The sequence below is a fragment of the Pedobacter ghigonis genome, assembly GCF_903166585.1.
GTDB lineage: Bacteria > Bacteroidota > Bacteroidia > Sphingobacteriales > Sphingobacteriaceae > Pedobacter > Pedobacter ghigonis.
On sequence record NZ_CAESCM010000016.1, the window covers coordinates 65241 to 91774 of the forward strand.

At 42.1% G+C, this 26534-nt stretch carries 22 protein-coding genes; 12 read left to right on the forward strand and 10 right to left on the reverse strand.

The window, feature by feature from the left end:
• Window position 1 precedes the first annotated feature (1 nt).
• The 3 genes from HWV58_RS20230 to HWV58_RS20240 all read right to left on the reverse strand — a co-directional run bounded on the left by HWV58_RS20230 (window position 2) and on the right by HWV58_RS20240 (window position 5433).
• Window positions 2-3403 (reverse strand): TonB-dependent receptor, encoded by a 3402-nt coding sequence (locus HWV58_RS20230; protein WP_175635827.1) that lies wholly within the window; start codon window positions 3401-3403, stop codon window positions 2-4.
• A 204-nt stretch (window positions 3404-3607) separates the two neighbouring features.
• Window positions 3608-4777, reverse strand: coding sequence for a FecR family protein (locus tag HWV58_RS20235; RefSeq protein ID WP_175635828.1), 1170 nt, complete (start codon window positions 4775-4777; stop codon window positions 3608-3610).
• 89 nt (window positions 4778-4866) lie between these two features.
• Complete coding sequence (locus HWV58_RS20240; RefSeq protein WP_175635829.1) at window positions 4867-5433, reverse strand: RNA polymerase sigma factor; 567 nt, start codon at window positions 5431-5433, stop codon at window positions 4867-4869.
• 257 nt (window positions 5434-5690) lie between these two features.
• On the opposite strand from HWV58_RS20240, the gene HWV58_RS20245 reads away from it, so the two are divergent.
• The gene (locus tag HWV58_RS20245) at window positions 5691-6611 is read left to right on the forward strand and encodes a helix-turn-helix transcriptional regulator (protein WP_235972782.1); all 921 of its coding nucleotides are present in this window, start codon (window positions 5691-5693) and stop codon (window positions 6609-6611) included.
• Here HWV58_RS20245 and HWV58_RS20250 read toward each other — a convergent pair.
• From HWV58_RS20250 to HWV58_RS20265, 4 genes are read right to left on the reverse strand one after another with little or no spacing between them, the layout of a single operon-like run.
• Window positions 6592-6936: a transcriptional repressor gene (locus HWV58_RS20250; protein ID WP_175635831.1), complete on the reverse strand. Its 345-nt coding sequence runs from the start codon at window positions 6934-6936 to the stop codon at window positions 6592-6594. The genes HWV58_RS20245 and HWV58_RS20250 overlap by 20 nt on opposite strands.
• 14 nt (window positions 6937-6950) lie before the next feature.
• Window positions 6951-7850 carry a heme ABC transporter ATP-binding protein gene (locus HWV58_RS20255; protein ID WP_175635832.1) on the reverse strand — a complete coding sequence of 300 codons (900 nt, stop codon included), beginning with the start codon at window positions 7848-7850 and terminating at the stop codon, window positions 6951-6953.
• A gap of 10 nt (window positions 7851-7860) precedes the next feature.
• Window positions 7861-8901 carry a FecCD family ABC transporter permease gene (locus HWV58_RS20260; RefSeq protein ID WP_175635833.1) on the reverse strand — a complete coding sequence of 347 codons (1041 nt, stop codon included), beginning with the start codon at window positions 8899-8901 and terminating at the stop codon, window positions 7861-7863.
• Entirely contained in the window at window positions 8901-9740 is an 840-nt protein-coding gene (locus HWV58_RS20265) for a heme/hemin ABC transporter substrate-binding protein (protein WP_175635834.1), read from the reverse strand. The genes HWV58_RS20260 and HWV58_RS20265 overlap by 1 nt, the downstream gene beginning before the upstream one ends.
• A gap of 325 nt (window positions 9741-10065) precedes the next feature.
• Here HWV58_RS20265 and HWV58_RS20270 point away from each other — a divergent pair, with 325 nt between their 5' ends.
• The 10 genes from HWV58_RS20270 to HWV58_RS20315 all read left to right on the forward strand — a co-directional run bounded on the left by HWV58_RS20270 (window position 10066) and on the right by HWV58_RS20315 (window position 21403).
• Window positions 10066-10794 (forward strand): HmuY family protein, encoded by a 729-nt coding sequence (locus tag HWV58_RS20270; protein WP_175635835.1) that lies wholly within the window; start codon window positions 10066-10068, stop codon window positions 10792-10794.
• Window positions 10795-10799: 5 nt separating this feature from the next.
• Window positions 10800-11558 carry an HmuY family protein gene (locus HWV58_RS20275; protein WP_175635836.1) on the forward strand — a complete coding sequence of 253 codons (759 nt, stop codon included), beginning with the start codon at window positions 10800-10802 and terminating at the stop codon, window positions 11556-11558.
• Between the two features lie 27 nt (window positions 11559-11585).
• Window positions 11586-12551, forward strand: a complete 966-nt coding sequence (locus HWV58_RS20280) for a hypothetical protein (protein WP_175635837.1) — start codon at window positions 11586-11588, stop codon at window positions 12549-12551.
• A gap of 84 nt (window positions 12552-12635) precedes the next feature.
• Window positions 12636-13220 carry a hypothetical protein gene (locus tag HWV58_RS20285; RefSeq protein WP_175635838.1) on the forward strand — a complete coding sequence of 195 codons (585 nt, stop codon included), beginning with the start codon at window positions 12636-12638 and terminating at the stop codon, window positions 13218-13220.
• A gap of 185 nt (window positions 13221-13405) precedes the next feature.
• Window positions 13406-14380: a DUF5018 domain-containing protein gene (locus HWV58_RS20290; protein WP_175635839.1), complete on the forward strand. Its 975-nt coding sequence runs from the start codon at window positions 13406-13408 to the stop codon at window positions 14378-14380.
• 23 nt (window positions 14381-14403) lie between these two features.
• Window positions 14404-15681 carry a S41 family peptidase gene (locus HWV58_RS20295; RefSeq protein WP_175635840.1) on the forward strand — a complete coding sequence of 426 codons (1278 nt, stop codon included), beginning with the start codon at window positions 14404-14406 and terminating at the stop codon, window positions 15679-15681.
• A 32-nt stretch (window positions 15682-15713) separates the two neighbouring features.
• A complete protein-coding gene (locus HWV58_RS20300) occupies window positions 15714-18074 on the forward strand; it encodes a TonB-dependent receptor (RefSeq protein WP_175635841.1) in 2361 nt (786 codons plus the stop codon).
• A 39-nt stretch (window positions 18075-18113) separates the two neighbouring features.
• Window positions 18114-18680: a biliverdin-producing heme oxygenase gene (locus tag HWV58_RS20305; protein WP_175635842.1), complete on the forward strand. Its 567-nt coding sequence runs from the start codon at window positions 18114-18116 to the stop codon at window positions 18678-18680.
• Window positions 18681-18891: 211 nt separating this feature from the next.
• Entirely contained in the window at window positions 18892-20499 is a 1608-nt protein-coding gene (locus HWV58_RS20310) for a sensor histidine kinase (protein WP_175635843.1), read from the forward strand.
• A gap of 157 nt (window positions 20500-20656) precedes the next feature.
• Window positions 20657-21403 carry a LytR/AlgR family response regulator transcription factor gene (locus tag HWV58_RS20315; protein ID WP_235972783.1) on the forward strand — a complete coding sequence of 249 codons (747 nt, stop codon included), beginning with the start codon at window positions 20657-20659 and terminating at the stop codon, window positions 21401-21403.
• An 8-nt stretch (window positions 21404-21411) separates the two neighbouring features.
• Here the strand turns inward: HWV58_RS20315 and HWV58_RS20320 are convergent, their stop codons facing one another.
• From HWV58_RS20320 to HWV58_RS20330, 3 genes are all read right to left on the reverse strand, one after another.
• Window positions 21412-22251 (reverse strand): hypothetical protein, encoded by an 840-nt coding sequence (locus tag HWV58_RS20320; RefSeq protein WP_175635844.1) that lies wholly within the window; start codon window positions 22249-22251, stop codon window positions 21412-21414.
• 7 nt (window positions 22252-22258) lie between these two features.
• The gene (locus HWV58_RS20325; protein ID WP_175635845.1) at window positions 22259-23068 is read right to left on the reverse strand and encodes a HipA family kinase; all 810 of its coding nucleotides are present in this window, start codon (window positions 23066-23068) and stop codon (window positions 22259-22261) included.
• A 360-nt stretch (window positions 23069-23428) separates the two neighbouring features.
• Window positions 23429-25141 (reverse strand): two-component regulator propeller domain-containing protein, encoded by a 1713-nt coding sequence (locus HWV58_RS20330; RefSeq protein ID WP_175635846.1) that lies wholly within the window; start codon window positions 25139-25141, stop codon window positions 23429-23431.
• A gap of 477 nt (window positions 25142-25618) precedes the next feature.
• On the opposite strand from HWV58_RS20330, the gene HWV58_RS20335 reads away from it, so the two are divergent.
• On the forward strand, window positions 25619-26527 hold the full coding sequence (locus HWV58_RS20335) for a c-type cytochrome (RefSeq protein WP_217707036.1): 909 nt from the start codon (window positions 25619-25621) through the stop codon (window positions 26525-26527).
• The last annotated feature ends 7 nt before the right edge of the window (window positions 26528-26534 follow it).

Below are 26534 nucleotides of genomic sequence, written 5' to 3' on the forward strand. Positions count from 1 at the left end.
ATTAGAAATTAAAGTTCAGACCAAATGAATAAGTACGTTGAAATGGATAGATACTTCCGCCCAGGCCTTCAGGATCTAGTTTCACTTTCAGGTTAGAATGTTCGAATAAATTTTCGCCACTTACATAAAAGTGTACATTTTCGATTTTAGCACGTTTTAACCAGCTTTTAGGCAAAGTATAACCCAGGGTAATATTTTTAACACGCATGTACGAAGCATCTTGCAGGTATCTGGTGTTCGGGATACCCAATTCCTCTCCGGTATCTTCAGCAGCATAGGCTTTTATCCTTGGGAAATAAGCATTTGGGGTTTCAGGGCTCCAGTGATCGAGGTTTTGTACGGTAACGTTGGTCCAGGGTTGTGCATAAATTCCCCAGAAATAAATATTGCTGCCATCGGCATACCAATCTCTTTTGGCCACGCCCTGAATGTACACGCGTAAATCGAAACCTTTCCAGGCACCAGATAAATCAATACTGTACGGAAGGCGGTTTCTGTTGTTACCCAATTTGTAGTAATCGCCAGAGTTATCTACTGTTTTATTACCAAAGTCTATTTTACCATCGTTGTTGCGGTCTTTAAATTTAATATCGCCCACAAAATACTGATAACGCTGATCATCGGTACCTACCGCAGTCTGGTTGGCATGGTTTTTCAACTCATCAGCATTCTGGAAAAAGCCTTCGGCCTCCAATCCCCATATTTCACCAATTTCCATTCCCTCATAAAATGAAACACCAGTCAGCAATTTATTTGGGTTATCGAAACGGGTAATGTAAGTTCTGCTATCACTTAAGGCAAGCACCACATTGTAACTAAATGGCGAACCGCCTAAAGTAGCCTGATCTTTCCAGCCCAGTTTTAACTCCCAGCCTTTGGTTTTTAAATCGGCAGCATTGGTAGTTGGCGATGTTGTTCCAAAAACTCCAGGTAATGGTTTACCGGGTACGAGCATATTTTTAGTAAAACGGGTGTAACGGTCAAAATTTACCTCTAATCTGTTTTTAAAGAAAGCTGCATCGATACCGAGGTTTACAGATGATACCTTTTCCCAGGTAAAATTGCTTGAGATAGCTGCCGGCGGACTAACATAAGTTGGTTGGGCACCGCCCAAAATTTGCGAGGTTTTACCACTGCTTAGTTTCGACAGGTAATCGTATTCTCCTACCGCAGCCTGGTTGCCCAACACACCGTAAGAACCTCTGATTTTAAACATATCAATCGATAAAAGATTTTTTACCGGAGCAAAAAACTTTTCGTCAGATAGCAACCAGCCTGCAGAACCTGAAGGAACAAAAACCCATCTTTTACCTGGTGCAAAACGCGATGAACCATCGTAACGGCCGTTTAACTCTAACAGGTAACGTTCTTTAAAATTATAGTTTACACGGTAAAAAAGTCCTTGTACAGCCCATTCAGAAATGCTTTCGGTTACGGTTTGATCGCCGGTAGCCAGATTAATAGAAGGAAGGCTATTGGAAATTAGCAATTTGCGCGAAGCCGTGAAAGTATTGTTGCGCAATTCCTCCTGGTTGTAACCTACCAAACCCGATACAAAATGGTTGCCTAGCTTTTTATGTGCCTCGGTATAAAGGTTAATAATGTTGTATTTAATATTTCCATGCTGATCGGCTGCCGAAGTGGAAGTAGATAAAGGCGGCGATAAATTAGGTCCGGTTTTATACGGCACCGGAATTTCGTATGATTTGTTCAGGTTATTTACCCGCCTTAAAGTTGCATCGCCCTTTAAACTCCAGATATTTTTAACCAGCGAAGCATCGAAAGAGAAAGTGGTTTGCACCGTGTTGGAGCTTAAAGTTTTCCGGCCACCTTCCTGCACTGCTCCTAATAAAGATGCACCTGCTGAAGTCCACGAACCGTCGGGGTTGCGCGGAATATCGGTTACATTGGTCCGGTTGATATTCCAGAAATAGTTTCCATCAATAAAGGTTGGAGCCTCGTAATAGGTAGAGGTTAACATGGTGTTATTAGAAAGCGTAAGCCATTTGGTTACATTCAAATCAACCTTTCCACGTAAGTTGTAAATGTTGTTGTTTTCATCGGCATTTTTAATCATCCCCTTCTGTTTATAATAATTTGCAGAAAGGTAATAGCTCACCTGCTCGGCTTTTTTAGCTACTGTTACACCCACATTGTAAGTTGGTGCCGATTGGTTATAAGCTTCTCTAAGCCAGTCTGTAGATCCGATATAGAACCATTTATTGGGATCGGTTGGATCGGTAATCACCTCTGGTAAAGAAGGATCTAATGAGCGTAACCTGGCTGCTTCTACCAATGCAGCGCTGTATGCCGGATTATATAAAGGAAAAGCAGCTTCGTTTTTTGCTTTTAATACCTGATAAGGATCGGTCACTACTTCGGGCAGTTTACCCACTGTACGGTAGGCCGTATAACTGTTTACACTTACATTTAATTTGCTGCTTTTTGCAGAGCGGGTAACAATTAAAACCACACCAAACGGGGCTCTTGCACCGTAAATGGCCGATGAGGCTGCATCTTTTAATACCGATACACTTTCTATATCGGCCGGATTAAGTGTTAACAAATCGGAGCTGCTAAACGGTACGTTATCTACCAATATTAAAGGCGAACCACCGTTAATGGAAGTAAAACCCCTAATGTTAAACTCCGGTGCGGTATTGGGCCTGCCATTGGCAATAGAAATGTTTAAATTCGGAATTAAGCCCTGTAAGCCCTGCCCAACATTGGCAATTGGCCTGTTTTCTAACTGTTTGGCTCCTATGGCATCAACAGCACCGGTTAAGTTGGCGCGCTTCTGTGTTCCGTAACCCACTACTACTACATCTTCCAGATCGGCCATATCGGGTTGCAGCGAAATGGTTAGATTTCCGCTTTTGTTAACCGATACTTCCTGCGTTTTATAGCCCAGGTACGATACGACTAAAACCGCACCCTCTCCTGCTATGGTAAATTTAAAGTTTCCGTTATCGTCTGTCTTATGAAAAATTTTGGTTCCTTTAATCAGTATAGAGGTGTTGGGCATAGCGCCCCCCTTTTCATCTACCACTTTACCACTTACCTCGATGTTCTTAAACAGGTTCAGCAACTTTTCAAATACCGAAATTTCGGCAGTTTTGATAATCACTGTTTTTTCATCAATGGTGTAGGTTAAGGGTTTACCTGCCAGGCATTTTTTCAATACCTCATCCAAAGGGGTATTTTTAAAAGTGGCATTTATAATCTCGTTGCTTTGTAGTTTATCGGCTTCCCACAATACATTATAGCCGGTTTGTTTTCTAATTTCTTTGAAAACCTGCTTAATCGTAATGCGCTTATTGACTAAAGAAAGGCTCTGGGCATTGCTTGTTGCAGCACTTGCTTGAAGTAAAGCAGTTACCATTAAAACTATAAAGAGTTTCATCACTCGCAAAAATTTGGTCATGCAGGAGCTATACCTGCAAAAATTATTAGCAGAATTTATATACATTTGTTTGTTTGTTTTGGTTTCTATTATTCTATCGCATAGTTTATTTTGAACTGATCCAAACATTCGCCGGTTTACGCCGGTTCAGGGTCAGTAATGTTGGTAGCATTGCTGACTTTTTTTGGATTGCAGTTTTAAGGTTTATTTCATTACTACAATCCTCCTTCCTTCGATTTTAAAATGAACGGATCCTGTTTCTTCTATCTTTCTAAGCACCTGCGATGCATTTCCAAACCTGGAAACGGTACCGCTAAAACCTTTGGTTAACAAACTTTTATCTTTAAACACCACCTCTACATTATACCAGCGCGATACTTTGCGCATGATGCTCTCAAGGTCTTCATCATCAAACATAAAAAGACCTTCTTTCCAGGCCATGGCTTCTTCGGTATCTACCTCGCTTACTTTAACCGATGCGCCTTTTAACACCGATTGCTCGCCAGGTTTTAAAACTTTGGCCAATACTGCTAAATTTCCGGTTCCGGAAACCGGTGTAACCCTTACCGATCCTTCAACAAGTGTGGTTTTGGTATTATCTTCATTATCGTAACTGTTGATGTTAAAGTGGGTACCCAAAACTTCTACTACCTGCTTTTCGTTTTTTACACTAAATGGAACCCTTTGTCCATGGGCAGTTTTTTTGGCCACTTCAAAATAGGCCTCGCCGGTAAGCTGTACCTCGCGACCTGTATTAGCAAAAGATGTTGGATATTTTAAAGAAGAAGCAGCATTTAGCCATACTTTGGTGCCATCGGGCAGATTGATCTGGTACTGGCCACCTTTTGGTGTTTCGATGCTATTAAATTGCTGTTTCCCTGCAACAAATTGAGCTGTGGCATTTTTAGCGGTATACACCAGCTCGCCCTTAGCTGTTTTGGTAATACTAACACCTTGCTGTTCGGCTATCTTACCATTCTGTGTATCATCGAGCGAAATTTTAGTTCCATTGGCGAGCGTAAGAAAAGCCTTATTTCCACCTGGCTTAATGTCGTTGTTGGCTAAAGTCTCAACATTTGGTATTTCGGGCTTGCTGGTATTTTTGAATTGGTATAAGCCAAAACCCAGTGCCAGCAAAATAACAGCCGCTGCTGCCCAGCCCCATTGCAGTTTTACTTTTTTAGATGGATTGTTGCGCGCTTGTATATTTGCCCACATCGTATGCTCAAGCGAAACATAATCCGGTTCGGAAGCTAAAGCCTCAGGATTTTCGGTTACTTGCAGGTACCACGACTCTACAATAGCCACTTCCGTGGGTGTACAATTCCCAGCCAGATATTTTTCCAGTAATGCTTCAGCTCTTTTATGCTCCATAACTAACACTTATAGGTTGATGTATGGTTATGAACATTTGCCCGGGGCCAGGGCGTAGAAAAAAATAAAAAAAAATTAAAGCAGTAAAATCAGAAGATCAAAACGAATAAGCTACCCAGTTTTAAACGGAGTATTTTTAAGGCATTATTCATTTGTTTTTTAACGGTTTTATCAGAAATATCCATGCGCAGTGCAATTTCACGATGTGATAAATGTGCATTCCGGCTTAGTTCAAAAACCTCGCGCATTTTTGCGGGCAGCTGGGCAACTTCAAGCTCGATCCGTTTGGCCAGTTCGCGGTTACGCACCAAATGATCGGTGGTATCATTGTCTGCCTCGATAAATTTCTCGAGCGAGTTTAAATAGTTGGTTTTTACTTTTCCGCGCTGAAACAGTTTAAGGATGCTGTTGCGCACAGCGGCATATAGAAAGCATGATAATGAAGTGTGGATTTCGAGTTCTTCAGATTTCGACCATAGCATCACAAAAACATCCTGCACCACATCTCTCGATTCTTCGTCGTTCTGAAGGATTTTACGCGAATAACGGAACAAAATTGCCCAATAGCGCTGGTAAATTTCTGCATAGGCGCGGTGGTTACGCTCCTTCAGAAGTAGTAAAAGCTCATTATCAGTATTCAGATTATAATCACCCATTACCCTGCCTAAATTTCAATGCAAAAAAACCATTTAGATGTTAAATATACAATTCTCTGCGTATTAACAATTTGTTAAGTATAAAAATATTTTTGTATACAAATACTAAATACTTTCCGGATTGAATCAGATTAATCTAATCTTATTTAGAATGAATACAAATAATAATGTATATTTGTCATTACCTCCTCTAAAAAACATTAATTAACGGCATGATTGTAAAAGCGAGAATAGAGCATCAAAAGGATTTTCTGTTCATGGAAGAGATCCCGGATAAGTACACGCCAAACAAAAGGTTATCAGAAAAATCGATGACCATTAAAGATGCTCCCGTAGGAATTAAAAATTATCAGTTATCTACCAACGGGCTTTTCCTGGTATATTCTGAAATGAAATTTGATGGCCCCGCCCGGATCATGACCGAAGTTCAGGGAGAAGCCGTTACCAGTCAGTTCATTTTTAGTAAAAAGAGCGCCGGCGAAAGGGCCAGTTACGGCCGCAGCAGGCACAATATCCGCTATATCCCATCCGCCAAAGAATCGTACGATGTTAAGCCCAATATAGAATTTGTTTATTTTCTGATTGTTCTTTCTAAAGACTATTACCTGCGCCTGGTCGATCTTTATTCACCGTTGCATGAGCAGTTTGTGCAACAAATGGCCGAAGGAAATTCGGTTTCCTTTGCTGAGGAAGATTTACTGATGACCCCCGAAATGCGCCGCTCTATTGATGCCATTATCACTTGCAGGCAGGATGGCGAGCTGAAACGCATTTTTACCGACGCGCGCATTACCGAGCTGATTATGTACCAGTTAGAGCAATTTAGCCAGCACCTTGAAGGTGGCAAAGATGTACTGCAGGACCGCGATATCCCCAAGCTGGAAGAAGCCCGCGAAATTCTGGAAAGCACTTACATCGATCCGCCCACGCATAAGCAGCTCAGTAAAATGATTCTGTTAAACGAATTTAAACTACGCACCGGTTTTAAAAAGTATTTCGGGAGTACCATTTACGATTTTGTAACCAAGTTGAGAATGGAACAAGCCAAAAAACTGATTTTAGAAGAAGGAAAGAACATGTACGAAGTTGGTATTGATGTAGGTTTTAAACACCAGGCCAGCTTTACCAACGCCTTTAAAAAGTATTACGGCATTTTGCCTAGTGATGTGAAGATTTGATTTTGTAAAGCGTAATCCGCCCTCCTTCGGTTGTGGTAACAGCTAAATCTGCACCTTTCATTACTTTAAGGTTGGCATATACACAGCCAATGCTTATAGGATTGCTTTCTTTTTTGAGCATGAGCCACAATACCTCCGGACTAATAAATTCGCCGATTTCTAAAAGTTTAAGGGCAATAACCTGTCTTTTTTCAGAAAAGGCCATATTATTTGAGCGGCAATAATTTTTAATGGCCATAATAAGCTTTTGCTTAAAGCATTCGGTTGGGGCAGTTTTTACCCATTGGTTAGTTGGGTTAAAAGTAGTTAACGGCATGTTTTTCATAGCAGATTAGGTATTTAGAGGTTAAAAATTAGTTTTTCATCGGTATTGTTGTGGTTCAGGCTAAAGCTGTTTGCAGTTTTTATATTTGGCTGTACTGCATGCTTAGCTAAGTTAGAGTTGAATGTGGCACCATCAAGCATGATTTCTTTAGGTACAATAACAGTTTTTAAACTGCGTTGATCGGTGTACGCTTGCGCGTGAATGCCAAATGCGGTAAACATGTGCTGTTCGGTAAGTACCTGTACCGGCGTTCCATCCCACCATTTACGTCCGTCTTTTAATATCATTACCCGGCTGGCGTATTGTGCGGCGAGGTTTACATCGTGCAGTACCACAATTACCATGTAACCTTTTTTAGCCAGCGCAGCAGCAATTGCCAGTGTTTGGTGCTGAAACTGCAAATCCATGTTGTTGATCGGTTCATCAAGCAGCAATACGGCGTTTTTATCGTCCCAAAGCTGGCAAAGCACCCGGGCCAGATGCACACGCTGCTGCTCGCCTCCCGAAAGGCTCAACATAGAACGTTCGGCAAGATCGGTAAGCCCGCATATTTCCATGCATTCGGCCAATGCTGTTTCATCGGCTGCCAGGGTCGATATTCCTTTTAGCCCGTAACGACCCATCATCACAATTTCCTTTACGTTAAAAGCCATACTCATCGGGTTATGCTGTTGCAGGTAAGCACGTTTCCGGGCAAGCACTTTGCGGTCGAAGGTTTGTAAATCCTCTCCATAAAGCATTATCCGGCCACTATCTGGCTTATTTTCGCCCGAAAGCAATTTCATCAACGTAGATTTTCCTGCACCGTTAGCGCCCAACAGGGCAACCATTTCGCCCGGTCGGATACTGAACGATATCTGCTTTAACAAAGGCCTGTTTTTTAAACTGTAGCTTATGGATTCTACTCTAAGCATAAATTGTTTGTTAGTTAATTAGTTTTTTGTCTCTAATTAAGATATATAAAAATATAGGGGTACCCATTAAGGCTGTTACTACCCCAATAGGCAATTCAATAGGTTGAACAATGAGGCGCGAAATCATATCGGCAATGGTAAGTACCAGCGCTCCCATTAAGGCCGATACCGGAAGTACAAAACGGTGATCTACCCCACCTAAAAGCCTTGTCATGTGTGGAATTAGCAAACCAATAAAACCAATAATGCCCGAAACGGCAACCGAAGCGCCTACCGCCATTGTTGAAAATACCACCACCCATATTTTAATGCGGTTAGGATCGAGGCCGATTAAGGCTACCTGGTTTTCGCCAATGGCAAAAAGGTTAAGTCCGCGGGCTAAAAGTGGCAAGCCGATTAAGGGAATTATAACAAACGGTGCTAAACACATTACATTTTGCCAGGTGGCACCGCCCAAACTCCCCATCATCCAAAAGGTAATGCTCCTGAGTTTCTGTTCATCGGCCAGGTAGGTAACCAGTCCGGTTAATGCGCCGGCCAGTGCATTAATGGCTATACCGGCCAGCAGCATGGTCGAAACATTGGCCTGACCATTTATTTTAGCAATGTTATACACCAGCATAGCCGTTATACCCGCCCCTGCAAAAGCCCCGAAAGCCAGCAGATAATAGCCTAAAACCTCGCTTAATCCCACAAATAGAAAAGTTTCGAAGGCAATAATAATTACTGCCATTAACGAGGCACCGGCCGAAATACCAATTAAACCAGGCTCGGCCAAAGGGTTTCTGAAAATACCTTGAATAGCCGCCCCTGAAATACCCAGCGCTGCCCCAACCAAAATGCCCAGCAAAACCCTGGGCAGCCTGATTACCATAATTACGCCTTCGTTTAAACTACCTTCGCCCGCTGTTAAACCCGAAAAGCCGAGGCTTTTGGCCAATGTGCCAATTACTTCGTCCAAAGGAATGCGCATCGCCCCAAGACTTAAAGAAAAACAAGCCGCAACAAAAAGTCCAATGCCCAGGAAGCAGTAAATTAAAGTCCTTTTCATTATAAAATGCGGTTATTAAGTGCCTTTATTGCTTCGGGCAGGCGGTTACTGAAATTAATCAGCAAGGGCCCGTCCATTTCAATAATGCGTTTGTTTTTACCTGCTGTGGTATATTTCACACCGGGCATATCTAAAAAGGCCTCTTTACCGCCTATACTGGTTAAGCCAAAATCGAACATCAGAATCACATCCGGATTACTTTTAATCAATGCCTCTGTGGTATAAGGTTTAAAATCGCTAAACTCCTGAATGGCATTTTTGCCTCCCGCAAGTTTAATCATCGCATCTATGCTGCTGCCTTTACCGGCTACATTCATGGTGCCTACACCGCGGGCATAAATAAACAATACCTTAGGTACTTTATTGCCTCTTTTTAGCTGTGCCGAAACGTCGTTAATACTGCTTTCGGTTTTTTTGGCCAGTTGCTCGCCCCTATTCCTATCGCCTATGGCCTGGGCAATCTGCCTGATAAACTTTAACGAACCTGCAACCGAAAACTCCTGGCGCACACTCACCACCCTGATGCCCAATGATTTGAACTGGAACAAAGTTTCTTTAGAAAGATCGCCTTCGGGAACCAGAATAAGATCGGGCCTGTAAGCGGTAATACTTTCTACCGAAAGCGAACGGTTGCGGCTCACTTTTGGCAAACGCTTCACCTCTTCGGGCGAAACACTGGTAACATCGGTAGCCACCATGCTTTTGCCATAACCCAGGGCATATACTGTTTCACTAATGGCACTGTGCAGGCTAATAATCCGTTTGGCTTGCGCGGCCACTTCATTTGATAAAAAGAAGCAGGGAATACAAAACCAAAACACACACTTTTTTAAACTCATTTACGATTGATTATGGAACAAAAAAAGCTTTTAATTAACCGAAATACAAGAAATACCAGGCAAGCAACCTAGCCTTAGCTGATGAAGCAGGAAGAATCACAATCAAAACAAACACAAAATAACAATCTGATAAACAAATAGTTAAAAATAAAAAAACATAAAGCATGCCTGGGTTGCCCTGCTATTTTGTGCTAAAAAAATACAGATACAACAAATTAAAATACGGATTGAACAAAAGAAAATACGGATTGAACAAACCATTTACGGCGCTTAATATGGATGTTTGCAGTGTTCTTATTTAGAATGATTAAAAATAATATCCCGCATGAATATCGTAAAATACAGGAATCAACTCAATCGCAAATCAGTAGCTGCCGGCTTAATGCTGTTGGTTATTGCTTTCACTTCGTGTAAAAAGGATGAGCCAGACCCGAATGAAATTTTACAGGATGGCAAAAGTACCGTAATTACCGATCTGGCCGGCGATACACAGGCAGCGATGGGAAGTGGCACACCAGGTAAAGAGGTACGTTCCTTTTATACTTTCCTTTTTCGCTTTAGCGATCAAAAACAAATCTGGATCCGCAATGCTGCTGATTCGGCACAATGGCTAAAAACCAGCAACTGGGACCTCGCCTTTACCGGGCCATACAACAGCGAAGTTTATGTAAACGATAAAGACTATACCTACAACCCCGGCTACGGGGGTACTGCAAAAAGTGCGGTGGTAATGTTAGAGCAGGCCTACGATACCGTTAACCAGGCACCATCCGATCAGGCTTTTGCCAATAGCGAAGTCACCAAAATAGGCTGGGCATCGTCGGCAGCTTCTAATGGCTGGTTTTTTTACAGCCTCAATACACACATTATGCAGGCTATCCCCAACCGTACTTATGCCATCAGGTTGCCCAACGGAAAATACGCCAAACTGCAGCTCATTAATGCTTACAAGGGCAATCCGCCGAGTGTTACCGACTTAAACTGGCCGGCACCTTACTATACTTTTAAATACTATGTACAGGCCGATGGAAGCAAAAACCTGCAAACCAAATAACTGAAATGAAAACAATAACCACCATAAATCATCAATTTTCCAAATGGGCACTGGCCTGTTTAGTGCTGCCGCTGCTTTTTACCGCTTGCAAAAAAGACGAGGTAATTACGCCTGAACCCACAAAGGAAGTACCCACCCATACCGAAGGCGGCATTCCATACTATAAATTACAGCGGGTTGAGAATTTAGCTGTAGAAACAGACGACGCTAACCCAACGGTACCGCCAACAGCTGTTTTATTTAGTCTCGAAACCAAAGCCATAGTACCCCTGCTCTATGCCAAAACCAGCCGCTGGGACATTTGCTTTAACGGTTTATACAATAGCTTTTTGAGCAGCAACAACGGCCAATCCAATACCAGTTTAGGTTCGGGCAGTACAGGCACCGGAGCCATAGCTATTCAGCAAAAACCTTTTGATCAGGTAGCAGATGTACCTGCCGATGCTACGCTTAATATTAGTAAAACGATTGGCACCGACGATGAAGGCGATTTTGGCGAAGGCATTGGCTGGTACCTCTATGATTTTGGCGGCACCAAAAGAGGCGATGGCAGCTACGATAAACAGCATGTGGCTTATGCCATGCCCGAAAAACGCACCGTCATCATCCGCACGGCTAAGGGCGATTACGCCAAAATTAAAATGATAAGCTGTTATAAAGATGCCTTTACAGCCGATAAATGGTTCAGAAACACCCCGCACATGTACTTCACTTTCGAGTACGTAATTGTACCTAAAGGAAGTACCAAATTCGAAATTAAATAAACCACTATACATTTCAATACAATAAAAATGAAAAATAAATTAACGCAACTGCTTTGTTTACTATTAACAGTTGCTACGCTTACCGCCTGTAAAAAAACAATCGGGCTCGATCCCCTTCCAGCCAATAAAATTACCGAATTTAAGGTAGCGGTATCGGATGGAAACATTTTCGGCGCGATTGACGAAACCGATAAAACCATTACCCTTTACCTGCCCTATTACTACGAACTGGATGTAATAGAACCAGTAATTAAACTTTCTGAAGGTGCCAAACTTAGCGAAGCCATTGCGCCGGTTGAGGTGCTGAACACCCAAAAAACCTATACCGTTGTAGCTGCCGACCAAACTACATCAACCTATAAGCTGATTATTAAACTGAATCAGGTTGCACCTTTGGTACTAAATGAATTATCGACCGCTACCACGACAGCAACCATAGGCATTGGCGCTGCTGATATTAACTTACAGGGCAATTTTAATGTATCAGATATTAAAAAGATTAAAGCCTTTCTGGTAGATGAGCGCAATAATGAATTCGAATTTTTGGCATCACCATCTTTTGGGGCACCGGCAGTAACGGTTAGCATGGTAGGTACGAATAAAACCTATACCTATGGCCGCTTAATGGCCCCGCAAACTTTAGCAACCGGAACTTATAAAATCAGGGTTAAAGTTCAGGCTTTAACAGCAGAGATGAAATACCCGGTTAATGTAGTTTATGGCCGGCCAGGTATTAACTATGGCCCGGTAACTGCCAAACAGGGCGAAACCTTTAAAGTGGTTACCACAACGGCCGTGTTTAACGAATTCAACGAGTTTTACATTATGGTTAACGGGCAAAAAACACTGTTGCCAATTGTTTCCTACACGCGCACCGAAGCCATTATCCGCATTCCCGACACCGTGCCGCCGGGGGTATATACACCAACAGCTGCCTTTGGTACCTGGCCTTTGCTCACTTTAAACTGGGGTGTTACCGTAACCGCAAAATAAAAACCTATTTATTCAATCTTGAAAAACGATTCGGGAATTATTCCCCACTTACATAAAAAATCATAAATCTAAAAAACAATGAAAATGAAATTTTTAAAACTTACGTTCGCCGTTGCAACTTTAGCCATATTAGGTACCGCTTGTAAAAAAGAAACCGCTCAACCAGAAAACAAACTTGCCTTACAAAATACTACCGCTGTTATTGCAGTAGATTCGACCGAAGCAGGTGTGGTAAGCAATTCTTCAACTTCACCTACTTCGTGGACAGCAGTTGGTTACGATTTACACAATAATGTGGTAGCCAGTGCCGGCAACCAGGTTAATTTCGACAGCAACTTTAACGGTAACATTACCCCTGCAAGCGGTTTCTATTTAGGCTATTACGATTCTCCATCAGTAACCAACGTAACCGGTATCACTTTAACTGATGTTTCTGCTGTGGCACTGAATGTGGCTACTTTAGGCAGTAACACTGCAACCGTTGTTGGCTGGTACAATTACGACAGAATTCTCCGCACCATTACGCCTGTAGCCAAAAGATATGCTATAGTTGGTAACGACAGCACAATTGCTGGTTCTACCAGACTTTACGTGGTTCAGCTTGATGGTGTAACTACTTCTGGTACTTACAACACTACTGTTAATTTCCACACCAAGAGATTAAAATAAGGATTAACTAATTAAGGGATATCCTGAATTGAAAAGATTTTAAAAAGGGGCGAAAACACTACTAGCCGCCCCTAAAAAATCATAAACCCAAATAAGGGAATAATCCCGAATCGTTTTAAAAATATTAGCCTTGGGTAAGACCAATATTTGCGGGCTCTAAATTGCAAATCTAACAATTATTGATTATGAATACAATATATAAACGCTTCTCTACCAGCACCTGTGTTTTGCTTTTTTGCTTACTGAGCCTGTTTACTTCGTGCAAAAAAGAATACGAAGAATTTCCTTACACTGATATTGTAAGTTTTACGGTTAAAGATGCTGATGGGAATCCGCTTAAGGCTGTAATAGATGGTAAGCAAATTATACTTTACTGGCCATCCAACCAGGCCATACCAGATAATATTGCACCGGCAATTACGGTTTCCGAGCGTGCAACTGTAAGTCCGGCTTCGGGTAGCACTGTTGCCTTTAAAGAAACAACCAAATTTGTGGTAACCGCCCAGAATGGTACCACAAAAGAATACCTGATAAAAAAAATAATCAATCAGCCGTTGCTTAAAATCAATATCAGTTCGGGCATTTCGGTATATAACACCAAAAATTTTGTAACCAGAGGTGGTTTCATTAATGTTACCGGCGATAATATTATTGCCAGCAAAGAACAAACTAAAGCTTATCTGGTAAACACCAGTACCAATGCCGAAAAAGAGCTTACCATAAACACCATAACGCCTATTGCCCTTAGCGCAGAAGTTGATGCAACAGTGAGCGACGGTATTTACAAGCTAAAGATCGTATCGGGAGTAAGAAGCGTAACATTCGAAAACACATTTGGCGTATCTTATGGTCGCCCCAGCATTACACCTGTAGAAATGAGTGTAATCAAACTTACCTTTAAATTAGGAGAAGAATTTATACTGAAAGGGACCAACAGGATCGAACTGCTAAATAAATTTTCTATCCGCAATGCCACCAGCAAACAATTGTACGATTTGATTATTAAAGAAACCAAAACCGGACAGTTAACCTTAAAAATCCCGGATAATCTTCCGGTTGGCAAATATGATTTATACAGCTACGATTATCCCGCAGGAGAATATTACGCTGCTGGCCCAACGCAACGCGCTTTTGATGATATCATTACCATTACCAACTAGTTTCCCCTTTATAACACCATAAAGTGCAACATCAAGCTAAAGTATATATTACGCTCCTCTTGCTCATTTTAATAGAAGCCGCTGCCTGTAAAAAAGCAGCGGTTTCTGTTGATGAAGTGGAGGAGCTTGTTTCGCCTGCTACGGGTACGCGCAACCAGTTTACGCTCGATTCTATTTTTTTGTATGCCAAACAAATCTACCTATGGAACGACGTACTGCCTGCTTATAGCACTTTTAATCCGCGGCAAAAATATGCAGGTATCGCTTCCGATATCACCGCATTTAAGCAAGAACTATTCGATATTAGCCAGCTCAAAATAAATCCTGTTACGGGCAAGGCTTACGAAGCACCGGTTTATTTCGAAAATCCGAAGTATTCCTATCTTCAATCTGGCCGCAGTACGCCGGGTACTACCGCAGCAGTGGCCAATCCAACCACTGCTGTTCTGGCCACCCAGCTAATTGCATCGGGCAGCGAAAACATAGGTTATATTGCACTCGGTTCTTTCCCCGCCTTAAGTAGTTGTAAAGCCAGTTTAGATGAAGCATTCGCCCGGCTGGCAACAGGCAATCCTAAAAACCTGGTGGTCGATCTCCGCAGCAATGGAGGTGGCTATTTAGCAACATCGGCTTATGTAGCCAGTTTAATCGCGCCAAATACCTTAAATGGCAAAATAATGTACAGCGAGCAGTTTAACGCACAAATGCAAAACAGCAAAGCCAGTATATTAAAGCACCAGCCCTATTTAGATGCAGCTGGCAAAACCGTAATTTACAAGGGGCGTGCCGCCAACATGGCTGATGTTGATTTTACGGAAGCCGCCAATACCTATCGTTTCGATAAAAAAGGAACACTGCAGGGGATTCAGAACCTTTATTTTATTGTTTCGGGCAATACCGCATCAGCGAGCGAAATGCTCATCAGCTGTTTTAAGCCCTATTTAAATGTAAAACTGATTGGCGAGCGCACTTACGGTAAACCTGTGGGTTTCTTCGCCGTCAATATCGATCAGTACAGTGTTTACCTCAGTAGTTTTGTGATCAAAAATGCCGCGGGCTGGTCTGATTATTTCAACGGCATGCAGCCCGATGTTACCCTGAAAGGCGATGCTCAGCCCGATTTGGGCAACCCGGCCGAAACCTGCCTGAACGCGGCCATCCAGTTAATTAACGGAAACCGGAAACTGGCAGTAACTAAACTGGCTGCTACATCTGCCCCCAACCAAGCCGCTGGTAACACAGCAGCAACAGCGCCGATCCTTTTCGATATGCAGGTACAACGATTAAAACTAAAGCCATAAATAACCTGGCTTAGGCCCGGCAACAAAACAACATGTTAAAATACTTTTCGATATTATACCTGCTCATCATTTGCCAAAGCAACCTGTTTGCGCAGGATTATGCTAACCTGAAAGGCACCATTACCGATGCTGGCGGTAAAGCTTTACAAGGCGCAACCGTGCGCCTGGCTCCCGATGGACACACGGCGCAGACAGATGCTAAGGGTAACTTTTCATTTAACAAAATTTTTGCGGGCAGCTACCAGCTAACCGTAAGTATGGTGGGCAAAATTAACCACCAGGAGCAAATTAAGCTTAACGGCACAGATACAAACCTGAAAATTACTTTAACCGACGATCTGCAATACCTGAACGAGGTGGCAGTGGCCGGCAGTCGTGCGGCACCCGATAACCTGATTAAAATGGAACGCAGTGCCATGCCTGTAACCGTAATCGACCGGCGTACCATTGAGCTGATGGGCAGCAGAAGACTGGATGAAGTATTGAAAGAACAAACCGGGATGGCCATAGTTAACAACATTGGCGGTGGTGCCCGCTCGGTAGGTGTGCAAATGCAGGGTTTTAGCAGCGAGTACATCATGATTTTGATTGACGGACAACCCATGGTGGGGCGTAACAGCGGTAATTTCGATCTTTCGCGCATCAGTGTTTCCAATATCGAGCGCATCGAAATTATTAAGGGTGCATCTTCCTGCCTGTTTGGTAGCGAAGCGCTGGGCGGTGCCATCAACATTGTTACCCGTTACGGTGCCTTGCAGCCACAGGCCTTAATCGCTGCCAATTACGGCAGTTTAAATATTGCCGATATTACACTCGAGGGAGAAACACCTTTCGATCATCAAAGGGGAAGCGCCAACCTATCTGCCAATTACTACCGCACCGATGGTTTTAACACCAACCCCAAATACATACAGCTGGGTACCACTGCCCCACCCTACGATAATTATGCTTTACAGGGTCGCTTGCGTTACCGCCTTACACCCAACAGCACGGCGGGTTTCAGCGGTCGTTATGGTTTACGCAAATCGTTTATGGCTAAAGATTTCGGCCTTGGTGCCATCTCTAACGATAGCCAGGACGAACAAGACCTTAACCTCTCGCTTACCTTCGATCATCAGGCACAATCGGGTTTGCGCAGCATGAGCCGCTATTATTTTACCAATTTCAGGTCAGATCAAAGTGTGGCCTGGCAACAAAGCAGCAGCAACATTACGCAGGATGTATTTGTACAAAACCTGCACCGCTTTGAACAGCAGTTTGCCTATGGCTTTAGCAATACACTGAAATTTACAGGCGGCTTGGGCGGAAGTTTCGAAACCATGAACGATGTTTCTTTAACCAATCCGGGTACCATTAGCACAGGTTTTGCCTTTTTACAGGGCGATTGGCAGCTAAGTACTAAAACGGGCCTGGTAGGTGGCTTGCGTTACGATTTAACCAATGCTTATGGCAGCAGGCTAAACCCCAGCATTGGTTTACAATATAAAGTATTGCCCAAACTTACTTTTAAAGCAGGTTTAGGAACTGGTTTTAAAGCGCCCGATTTTAAATCGAGATACCTTGTATTTTACAACCCTACAGCCAATTACCTCGTTATTGGCAACGAAGTACTGCGACAAACTTTGGCACAGTTGCAGGCACAAGGCCAGATTAGCGAAATGAGGCAGTTCCTGTTAAACCAGCTCGATCAAAACCTGCAGCCCGAAAAAAATACTTCGCTTAATTTAAGTCTGGCCTGGAATCCAAAAGAAAATATTAAAATCGAGGCCGGTGTTTTTCATCACAGTTTGCGCAACCAGATCAATGCCATTCAAATTGCTACCGGTAGCGGCAACCGGAACATTTACACTTACCAAAATTTGCCGAAAGCGGTAAACAAGGGTGTCGATATTTCTTTATCGGTTAGTTTGTTAAAAGATTTAGAAATTGGGGCCGGTTACCAATACCTTATTGCCAAAGACCTCAGCGTAATCGATAGCATTAAAACCGGGCATTATCCTTACAACCAGAATATCCACGATCCGGCTACAGGCAAATCGTACCCACCGGGCACCGCCGATTACTGGGGCATCGAAAACCGATCGTGGCATATGCTTAACGTAAAAGCCTTTTACAATTACCGCCCATGGGATGCCAGCATTAACCTGCGCGTAAATTACAGGGGTAAATATCCATTTGGCGACCGAAACGGCAACCAGTTTATTGATCGTTATGATACTTTTGTAAATGGTTTTTTCCTTTTTAATGCTGCTGTAGAAAAGAAACTGATGAAACAACATTTCAGTATCAGGCTTACTGCCGATAATATACTCAACTATACCGACCGGCTTATGCCCGGGCAACCGGGAAGGGTATTTTTGCTCGGCCTCACCTATCGTTTATACCGGGATTAAAATCAAAAAAAATCAATTCAAAACATAAATTTAAAGCACATGTTAAGTACAATAATTAAAGAGGCTACCAAAGCCGAACACCAGAACTTAGAGAAAAAAGTAATTTTAAAACTAAAATCTATCCGCAGCAATGCCGATTATGCCGATTTGCTGAGACATTTTTATGCCTACTTTAGCCATATCGAAGCCAGTATTAAACCTTTTATAACCGCACCGGTATTACCCGATTATGCCGACAGAAGAAATTCGAACCACATTAAAGCCGATATTTTAGCCCTGGGCGGCGATCTGGAAAACTTACCTGTTACAACCGTTCCGCAAATCGAAAACACAGTGCAGGCGCTTGGAGCCTTATACGTACTCGAAGGTTCGATTATGGGTGGCAGCATTATTGTTCAAATGCTGGCAAAAGGTGGCATTACCGAAGGTGTTTCTTTCTTCTCGGGTTATGGCGAAGCAACCGGCATGATGTGGGGCCGTTTTATCGAAGTATTAAACCAATCGGCCTCAGGTACCGAACAGCAAAACGAAGCGGTACAGGCAGCCAACGAAACTTTCAGGCATTTTGGAAATGTTTTCGAAGCAGAAACTGTTTCGGCACAATAAACAGCCTAAGTTATAGCCTCATCAGCGCCTTGTTTCTAAAAGTTCAAGGCGCTTTTTTTATATCCGTCTGCTTCAACAGGCGGGCTTTGCTGCAGCCTTTCCAAATACTGCACAAAACAAGGCCCCTGCTATTTCAAACACGATGTTTCCTGTTTTATGGTTTTAGTTTTGCTATTATTGCCCCAAGTTTGATGAAAATCAACTTAACATTATGAAAAAAATAACACTTGCTTTTCTCAGTTTTATCATCGCACTATCTACGGTAAATGCGCAAAAAGGTATTAACGCTAATCGCATATACCCCGCCGGTGGAAGACTGCTCATGTCTGTAGACAGTTCGGCCAAAAATGTCTATTACGCCAATGTATTTCCCAATCAACCGAATACTTACTTTAGTTATATACCCGAAGTAAACCAGGTAAGTATCTCGATTAATTTTAGAAAGCATATCCAAATACAACACTTCCGGTACTCCATAATATCCGATAATAAACCATTGCTGGTAAATCAACCAATTAACGAAGCACAGCTAGAAGATACCCATGCCGGAGGGGATGAAGAAATATTTCGGTCTACCACACTCGGTGTTTTTCCTGTAAAAGGCAAAATCATTACTGTATTAGTTTACAGCACCGAAAAACCGCTAGATATTGAAAAATCAGTTCTTTACGGCAAGCCAATTCCAAAGGCAAAGATCAAAGCTTTCTTAAAGCGCTTCGCAACTGACAATGGGGTTAGCTATAGCCCAACAATCGACCCCAAGGAAAGAACAAAGCTTACTTTCACCGAAAAAGACGATGAGCTAACCATTGTTAAAGACAAATCTGATATTGATTATCTCTACTATACCTCAATTAAAGACAAGCAAAGCAATAAAATCATTTTCGAATCAACAGCCTGGCAATATGGCGGCTACGTAACTGAAACAAATGAATTTTCACCGTACCTGAAAATCGACAAAAATATTTTCAAAAAATCGGGTGATTATGAAATTATCATTCAGCCCTCATCATTTTCCCGTTTTAACATGTCGCCAAAGGAAATGGAAAAATATACAGTCAGATATACTCTTGCCATCACTTTAGATCAGGAGAACTACAGCAAACAGGAACTCTTAATATACGCTGTTGTGGTAGCCCTTTCAATCGGATTGGTCTTTCTTGTTATCCTCTACTACATTAAAAAACGGAACAAAAAAAAGCTTTTAGAAAATGAGCAGCAAACAAACACCGCAAAACTGCAGCTTAACTCCATCCGTTCGCAATTAAATCCGCATTTTATGTTTAATGCGCTCTCTGGTATTCAAAACTTAATGAACAAAAACGACATTGATAATGCCAACCAATACCTGGCTAAATTTGCCCGCTTAACCCGCAACGTTCTGGATGATAAAGAGCTGGTCAGCCTATCGCAAGAGAAAACTTTGCTGAACGATTACCTGCAAATGGAGCAATTGCGCTTTGGCTTTAAGTACGAAATTAAGCATAGCGAAAGCCCCGATTTAGACATTACCGAAATACCGGCCATGCTGCTGCAACCTTTTGTAGAAAATGCGGTAAAACATGGCATATCGAAAAGAGCGGCGGATGGAAAAATTACCATCACTTTTGCCCGGCAAAAGAACGATCTGGTATTAACCGTTAACGATAATGGAAATGGATTTGATACCAGTAAAAAGAACAATGGCTTAGGGCTTCAACTTAGTAATAACAGAATAGCCCTCCTAAATGATATTTATAAAGAAAATCGCTTTACCCTGGCCATACAATCAAGCCAGAACGGCACTGAAATAAGTTTAACACTAAGCGACTGGCTCTAATACCATGCGCTTAATTTAAACCATCAGGGATAACAAAAATAATTTAACCACAGCTAAAAAGGACGCATCAAAACCCGTGTTTATCTGTGTCCATCCCCGCCTGAACGGCCGGGCAGGTGTGGTTAAAAACCCTTACCTTAACAACATTCACTACAGTATGATGAGAGCAGTATTAATAGACGACGAAATTTCGAACTTAGAAAACCTGCAGGCATTGCTTCAAAAGCACTGCCCGCAGGTTACCATAATTGCAACGGCACAAAATGTAAGCGATGGGGTTAATGCGATTCAAAAATATTTGCCCGATTTAGTGTTTCTGGATATTCAAATGGGCGATGAAACTGGCTTTGAGGTATTAAAACAGCTCCCAACGCGTAATTTCGAAGTTATTTTTGTTACTGCTTACGATCAATACGGCATACAGGCGGTAAAATTTGCAGCGCTCGATTATCTTTTAAAGCCTGTTGATATTGAAGAATTGAAAGATGCGGTAATTAAAGCCGACCGCAAACTGGCCACACAAACTGCTGCGCAACTCGATTTTTTGTTGCAACAACTCAAAAAACCCGAAACTAACCTGAGCAAAATTGCCCTGCAAATGCAAAGCGAAATCAGGTATGTTACCTTATCAGAAATTGTACGTTGCGAAGCAGATAATACCTACACCCACTTCTTCCTTGCGGGCAATGAAAAAATACTGGTTTCTAAATCGCTTAAAGAATATGCAGATTTATTGCGTCCGAATGGTTTTTTAAGAACACACCAGAGTCATTTGGTTAACCCCAGGTATGTAAAAAGCTGGCTAAAAGAAGATGGCGGGGTCCTGCTGTTAAGCTCCGGAGAAAAAATCCCCATTTCTAAGCCGAATAAGGAAACGGTGAAAAAAGCCTTGCAGCAGCTTTAATAATATGCTTATACAGGTTCTTGTGTAAATAACGGAGCTACACCATGCACTTTCATATACTCCTCCACCTTTCCGATCTCACCAGTAGGTACCACATCAAGCAACTTAGATTCTTTTACAGCTTTCCAGAGTTTATGATTTTCTGGTAAGTTTTTACCTGGTTCATCGGCAATAAAAAAGAAATGCCCGTTCTTCCCGGCAGCGGTATCTCTGATTTTCTCGATCAGATACAGGTGCGCATTTACCTGCTGTTGAATGATATGAGGAAGACCATTAAAATCCTTTGTCTCACCGGTTACCTGTACATCGTTTTTACCGATAAACCACAACTTAGCGGGCACAATAAGCCCAGGAATATCAGCTCCGCTTAGCTCTACATCAAAATTAACGTGATCGGCAATAGATTTACTTAATATGCGTTTTACCTGCTCCATTGGCCTGGTTTTATGGAGAATGTTCTTAGGGAGATTAAATATAAATTTTTCGAAAAGCGTATCGAATATTGTATTATCAACCTCTACATCAATTTCAACAGGCTTTGAATAAGTGATCAGGTTCTGAGAATAACGTGAGAGGTAATCAAAATAATCACCACTTAAAACCTTATGCCCTTTAAATGCGCCCATGGCATCTGATGCACATTCTAAAGATAAACTTGAGAGTGATTTGAGGCTAAACTTGATTGTATTAAAGGCTGCATCAGAGAAAAGATCCTTAATAACATGAAGCTTTTCTAATGAATACTGAAACCTGCATTCATCACTATTTCCCATAAAAAGGCCAATACTTACCTTTTCATCCAAATTAGGACGAATTGTACAGTATAATATGGAATAAAAAGTTTTCATTGATTGCTTAACGATTAAAGTTATGAATTAGTTCGGAAAATGAAGAAATAGTTTGATCCAACCATTTCTGGTTGTCCATCACACTAGAAGTTATCTGTTCTCGAAGTAAAGCTTTATCATTGCACCATTGATTGGGTATACCTGCGATGAGATCAGGGAGCGCCTGCCTGCATCTGCTTACAAAGATAGGAAATTGTTCCAATAACTGCTGATGCCTGGCTTCGCGTTTTAATTTACTGTTCAGGAGCACTTTCGCAATATCCGAATGTATTATACTGTCTTCCCAGGTTAAAGGCGAGAGTTCTCTCCCCAAACCGTCGCCATCAAACAAATTGGAATGATCTATTGGCACCAATCTGTTTTCCAATAACAGCAAATTTGAGTTGTTCTGATTGCGGTCATCATTAGCCAGCCATAAATCAAAAAGGCCAATATCCATAAGGCTAAACCTGTCTTCAAATTTATCCAGCTCATAGCGGTCTCCCGAACTACCAATAATGATGTCGTTAACACTCAAGGCATTGTTTTCATATTGCAAGCCAAAGCATGGCTTATCAAAAAGGTGGCCCTGAATCCTACCGTTTAAGATTTCTGCAGGTACATGATCACGTTTAATATTTACGAATGCAGCTGAAAAGACCCCGATTTCCCATAGTTGTAGAAACTGATGTCCAAGGTATTCGTTAATCAACTTCGTACCAAAATCATATTTGCAAACATAATCCTCGAGGTTATCTGCCATCACTACAACCGGAAGACTTCCTCCTGTTGGTATGACCCTTGATATTTTGGCTATAGATGAGCGAATATTTAACATTTATCGGCCTGGACTTTTAATTTCACCTCGAATGTTTATTGTTGAACGTTAGTAAAACTACAGGTTATTACTAATGTAACTATTTCTGCCCTTATTTAAAAAGCTTACTTTTAAAACTATAGGCATAAAAGCTTATCCAACCGTTGGGATAATTAGAAACAACAACTGGATATCAATAATGTATTCAAGGCCAACTCATATAGCTACTTTATCAACATGAAAATAAACGGCAGGTTTTCATTGTCAATTTAGCAATGTCGATAAAAAATAAAGCCTTAACAATTTCTTGTTAAGGCTTTTGCTTAGCCCGAAGCAATCCCGACGATTGATTGAGTCTTGGCGTTAAGCGTTTTTAGGTTATTATTTTTTCGCTACGATTTTGATAAAGAATTTAACGTCGTTCGAAATGGTTAAATCGCCGGACTCATCAAAGCGCTTTTCCGATCTGTAATAAATATCCCAATCTGTCCGGTCGAGGATCAATGCGCCATTTACCTCTACAGTTCCGTCCATACCATCTTTAAAATGCATTTGGGCAGGAAAAGTAACGGTCTTGGTAATACCTTCGATGTTGAGCTTACCTGTAACTTTTATATTTTCATGCTTACCGTTTTCAACCTTCGTAATGGCAAAGGTAGAAACAGGGAATTTTTTAACATCAAAAAAATCAGGCAATTTATTGTGTGGGCCTTCATCTTCAAATATCTGCTCGATGGTATTCATATCCACCTCAACAGCGCCGCCTGTCAACAGACTGTTTTCGATCGACAATTCTCCTTTTAAGATATCTACCTTGCCTGTACAGGAGCCATCACTAATTAACTTAGTGCCTTCCCATCCACCCAAATACATCGATCCTTGCCATACAATAGCACTTTGTTTCGTATCGATGCTGTACTTTTTCTTACCCCCTTTATTATAAAAGTCGGTGATGTTTTTTCCCTGTCCATCCGGCAGGCTCGTATCGTAACGATACACGCCGGTAGCATCTCCAAACCAAATATTTCCATCGTTAGCTTCCAACAGCCCGAAGAAAGCCTTGCCCGACATGATTTCGGTTACCCTGGGCTGCTTACTATACAAGCTATTTGCATCGTAGCGCGAAAGCGCCTGCACACTCGAGTTAGCAGGATTTACAGCACCCGTAGTCCAGATGTTTCCTTTTCTATCCTGAATTATAGCATAGGCAGCTCTTTGCGATACCTTGGTAAAAGTACCGCCGCCTGTGGTGGGCGATGTAGCTGGATCGTAACGCCAGAGGCCACCGGTTTGGCTTACATTAAAACCATTGAAACCGCTGAGCCAGATATTGCCTTTTTTATCTTCTATGATACTCCAAACATCGAGAAAGGGCTGGCCGTTATGCGTTAAAGTGGTAAACTTTTTCCCGTCGTAAACAAAGGCATCGCCCCTTGTGCCCACCCACAATTTCCCTGTTTTATCTTCCAGGATTGTGGTAATATCATTATTCAAACGCGCGTCTTTATAAAAAAGCGGGACGTTTGGAGATTTAAAATTTTGAAATGATTTCCCCTGCGCTTTCTGCAGGCTGGCATCGTAACGACTTATTCCAGCTCCGGTGCCGAACCAAATATTGCCGGCCTTATCTTCATAAACAGTCATCACCCGGTTATCAGCAAGTCCATCTTTGGTAGTAAAATGCTGAATGGATTTAGCGCCTGCACCGAGCGGAGCCGAATTGTTGTAGTAATAAACGCCCGAATCGGTAGTGGCGAACCAGATATTTCCCTTTCGGTCTTCCAGCACATCCCAGAACCGGTGCGAACCTATTTTACTACTAAGGTTAATAAAAGATTTCTCCTTCCCTTCGGGCTGGCGGGCATCGTATCTGAAAACATCACCATACAATAAGTTGTTGGGGCCAGCAATTAAAATGGTGCCATTACTACCCTTTTTGATGTTGCGCACCATGATGTTAGGCCCTATGTCTTTAACTTCGGCACTGGCCGCTGTTGGCTTAGTGCTATCCTCCGATGCCTCTGTTTTATCTCGTCCACAGGAACTGAGCAAAACAAACATTAAGCACAAAACATATACGTGTAGGTATTTCATATTTTTTTATTTATTGATCCGATTAGAATTGATAAAGCGAATCTACCTTGATATGCATCGGCGCAACGAATTTGGATTGTAAATAATATTGTAAATTTTGTAAATAAAGTGTTGACATGATGCATGGTAGCTTAAATGTACACTACGTTGTTCCCGACTGCGCTGCAATCCACCCGAAATGGCGATTCTCTTAGAGAAGCCTGACACCGAACTGTCCGCAGTCTTCAGCAGGAGTTCTACGGGTAACCAAGAAAACAAACAGCCAATAATGTAATTGCAGATAAGAAATTGGAATTTTAACCGAAGATGCAGAGATTAGCCATTATTTTGTATCCCAATCATATCGGCTAGCAGCGAATGGAAGAATTACCACGAAAGATCAGCAAAATTTTAATTACGGTTAGCATCCTTACGGTGATACTTTTAGGCCTTGTTATAGCTTTAGTTTTAACAAGGACAAACCAACATGCTTCGTTTTTGATTGAAAGAAATACTAACCGGAAAGAAAAAAAGCAGGATAGCCAACCGGTGCCAATCTGGAAGTCGCCTGATGTAGCTGCCATTAACGATCCGCAGGAGAAAGAACTGGTGAGTTATGGCCGGGAACTGATTGCCAACACAGCCAAATATCTCGGGCCCGAAGGTACAGTAGGTAAGCACAGCAACCGCATGAACTGTCAAAACTGCCACCTGGATGCGGGAACTAAACCATTTGGAAACAATTACGCAGCTGTATTTTCTACCTATCCCAAATTCAGGGCCAGGTCGGGCACAAAAGAAACCATAGTTAAACGCATTTCAGATTGCTTTGAGAGAAGCCTGAATGGTACAGCGCCCGATAGTACAAGCAGGGAGCTGAAAGCCATGATTGCCTATATCAGTTTTTTGGGAAGTGATGTGAAAAAAGGAATTTCGCCTCAGGGTAGTGGTATCCAAAAACTCACTTTTATGATGCGTGCAGCAGATCCCTTAAAAGGAAAATTAATCTATCAGGCTAAATGCGTTTCCTGCCACGGCCGCAATGGCGAAGGTCTGCCCGCTGCAGACAAAAAAACATTCACCTATCCGCCTTTATGGGGACCAGATAGTTACAATGATGCAGCCGGTCTTTACAGGCTTTCAAATTTTGCGGGTTACATTAAAAATAATATGCCTTATGGAGCCAGTTATAAAAACCAGCTGCTCAACGATGAAGAATCGTGGGACCTGGCGGCCTTCGTAAACAGCCAGTCGCGGCCACATAAAGATCAGCACAGCGACTGGTCGGATAATTCGAAAAAGCCAATAGACTTTCCCTTTGGGCCCTATACCGATCAATTTACTGAAGTACAACATAAATACGGCCCTTTTAATCCCATTAAAAATGCCCATCTTAAAAATTTATAAACAACAA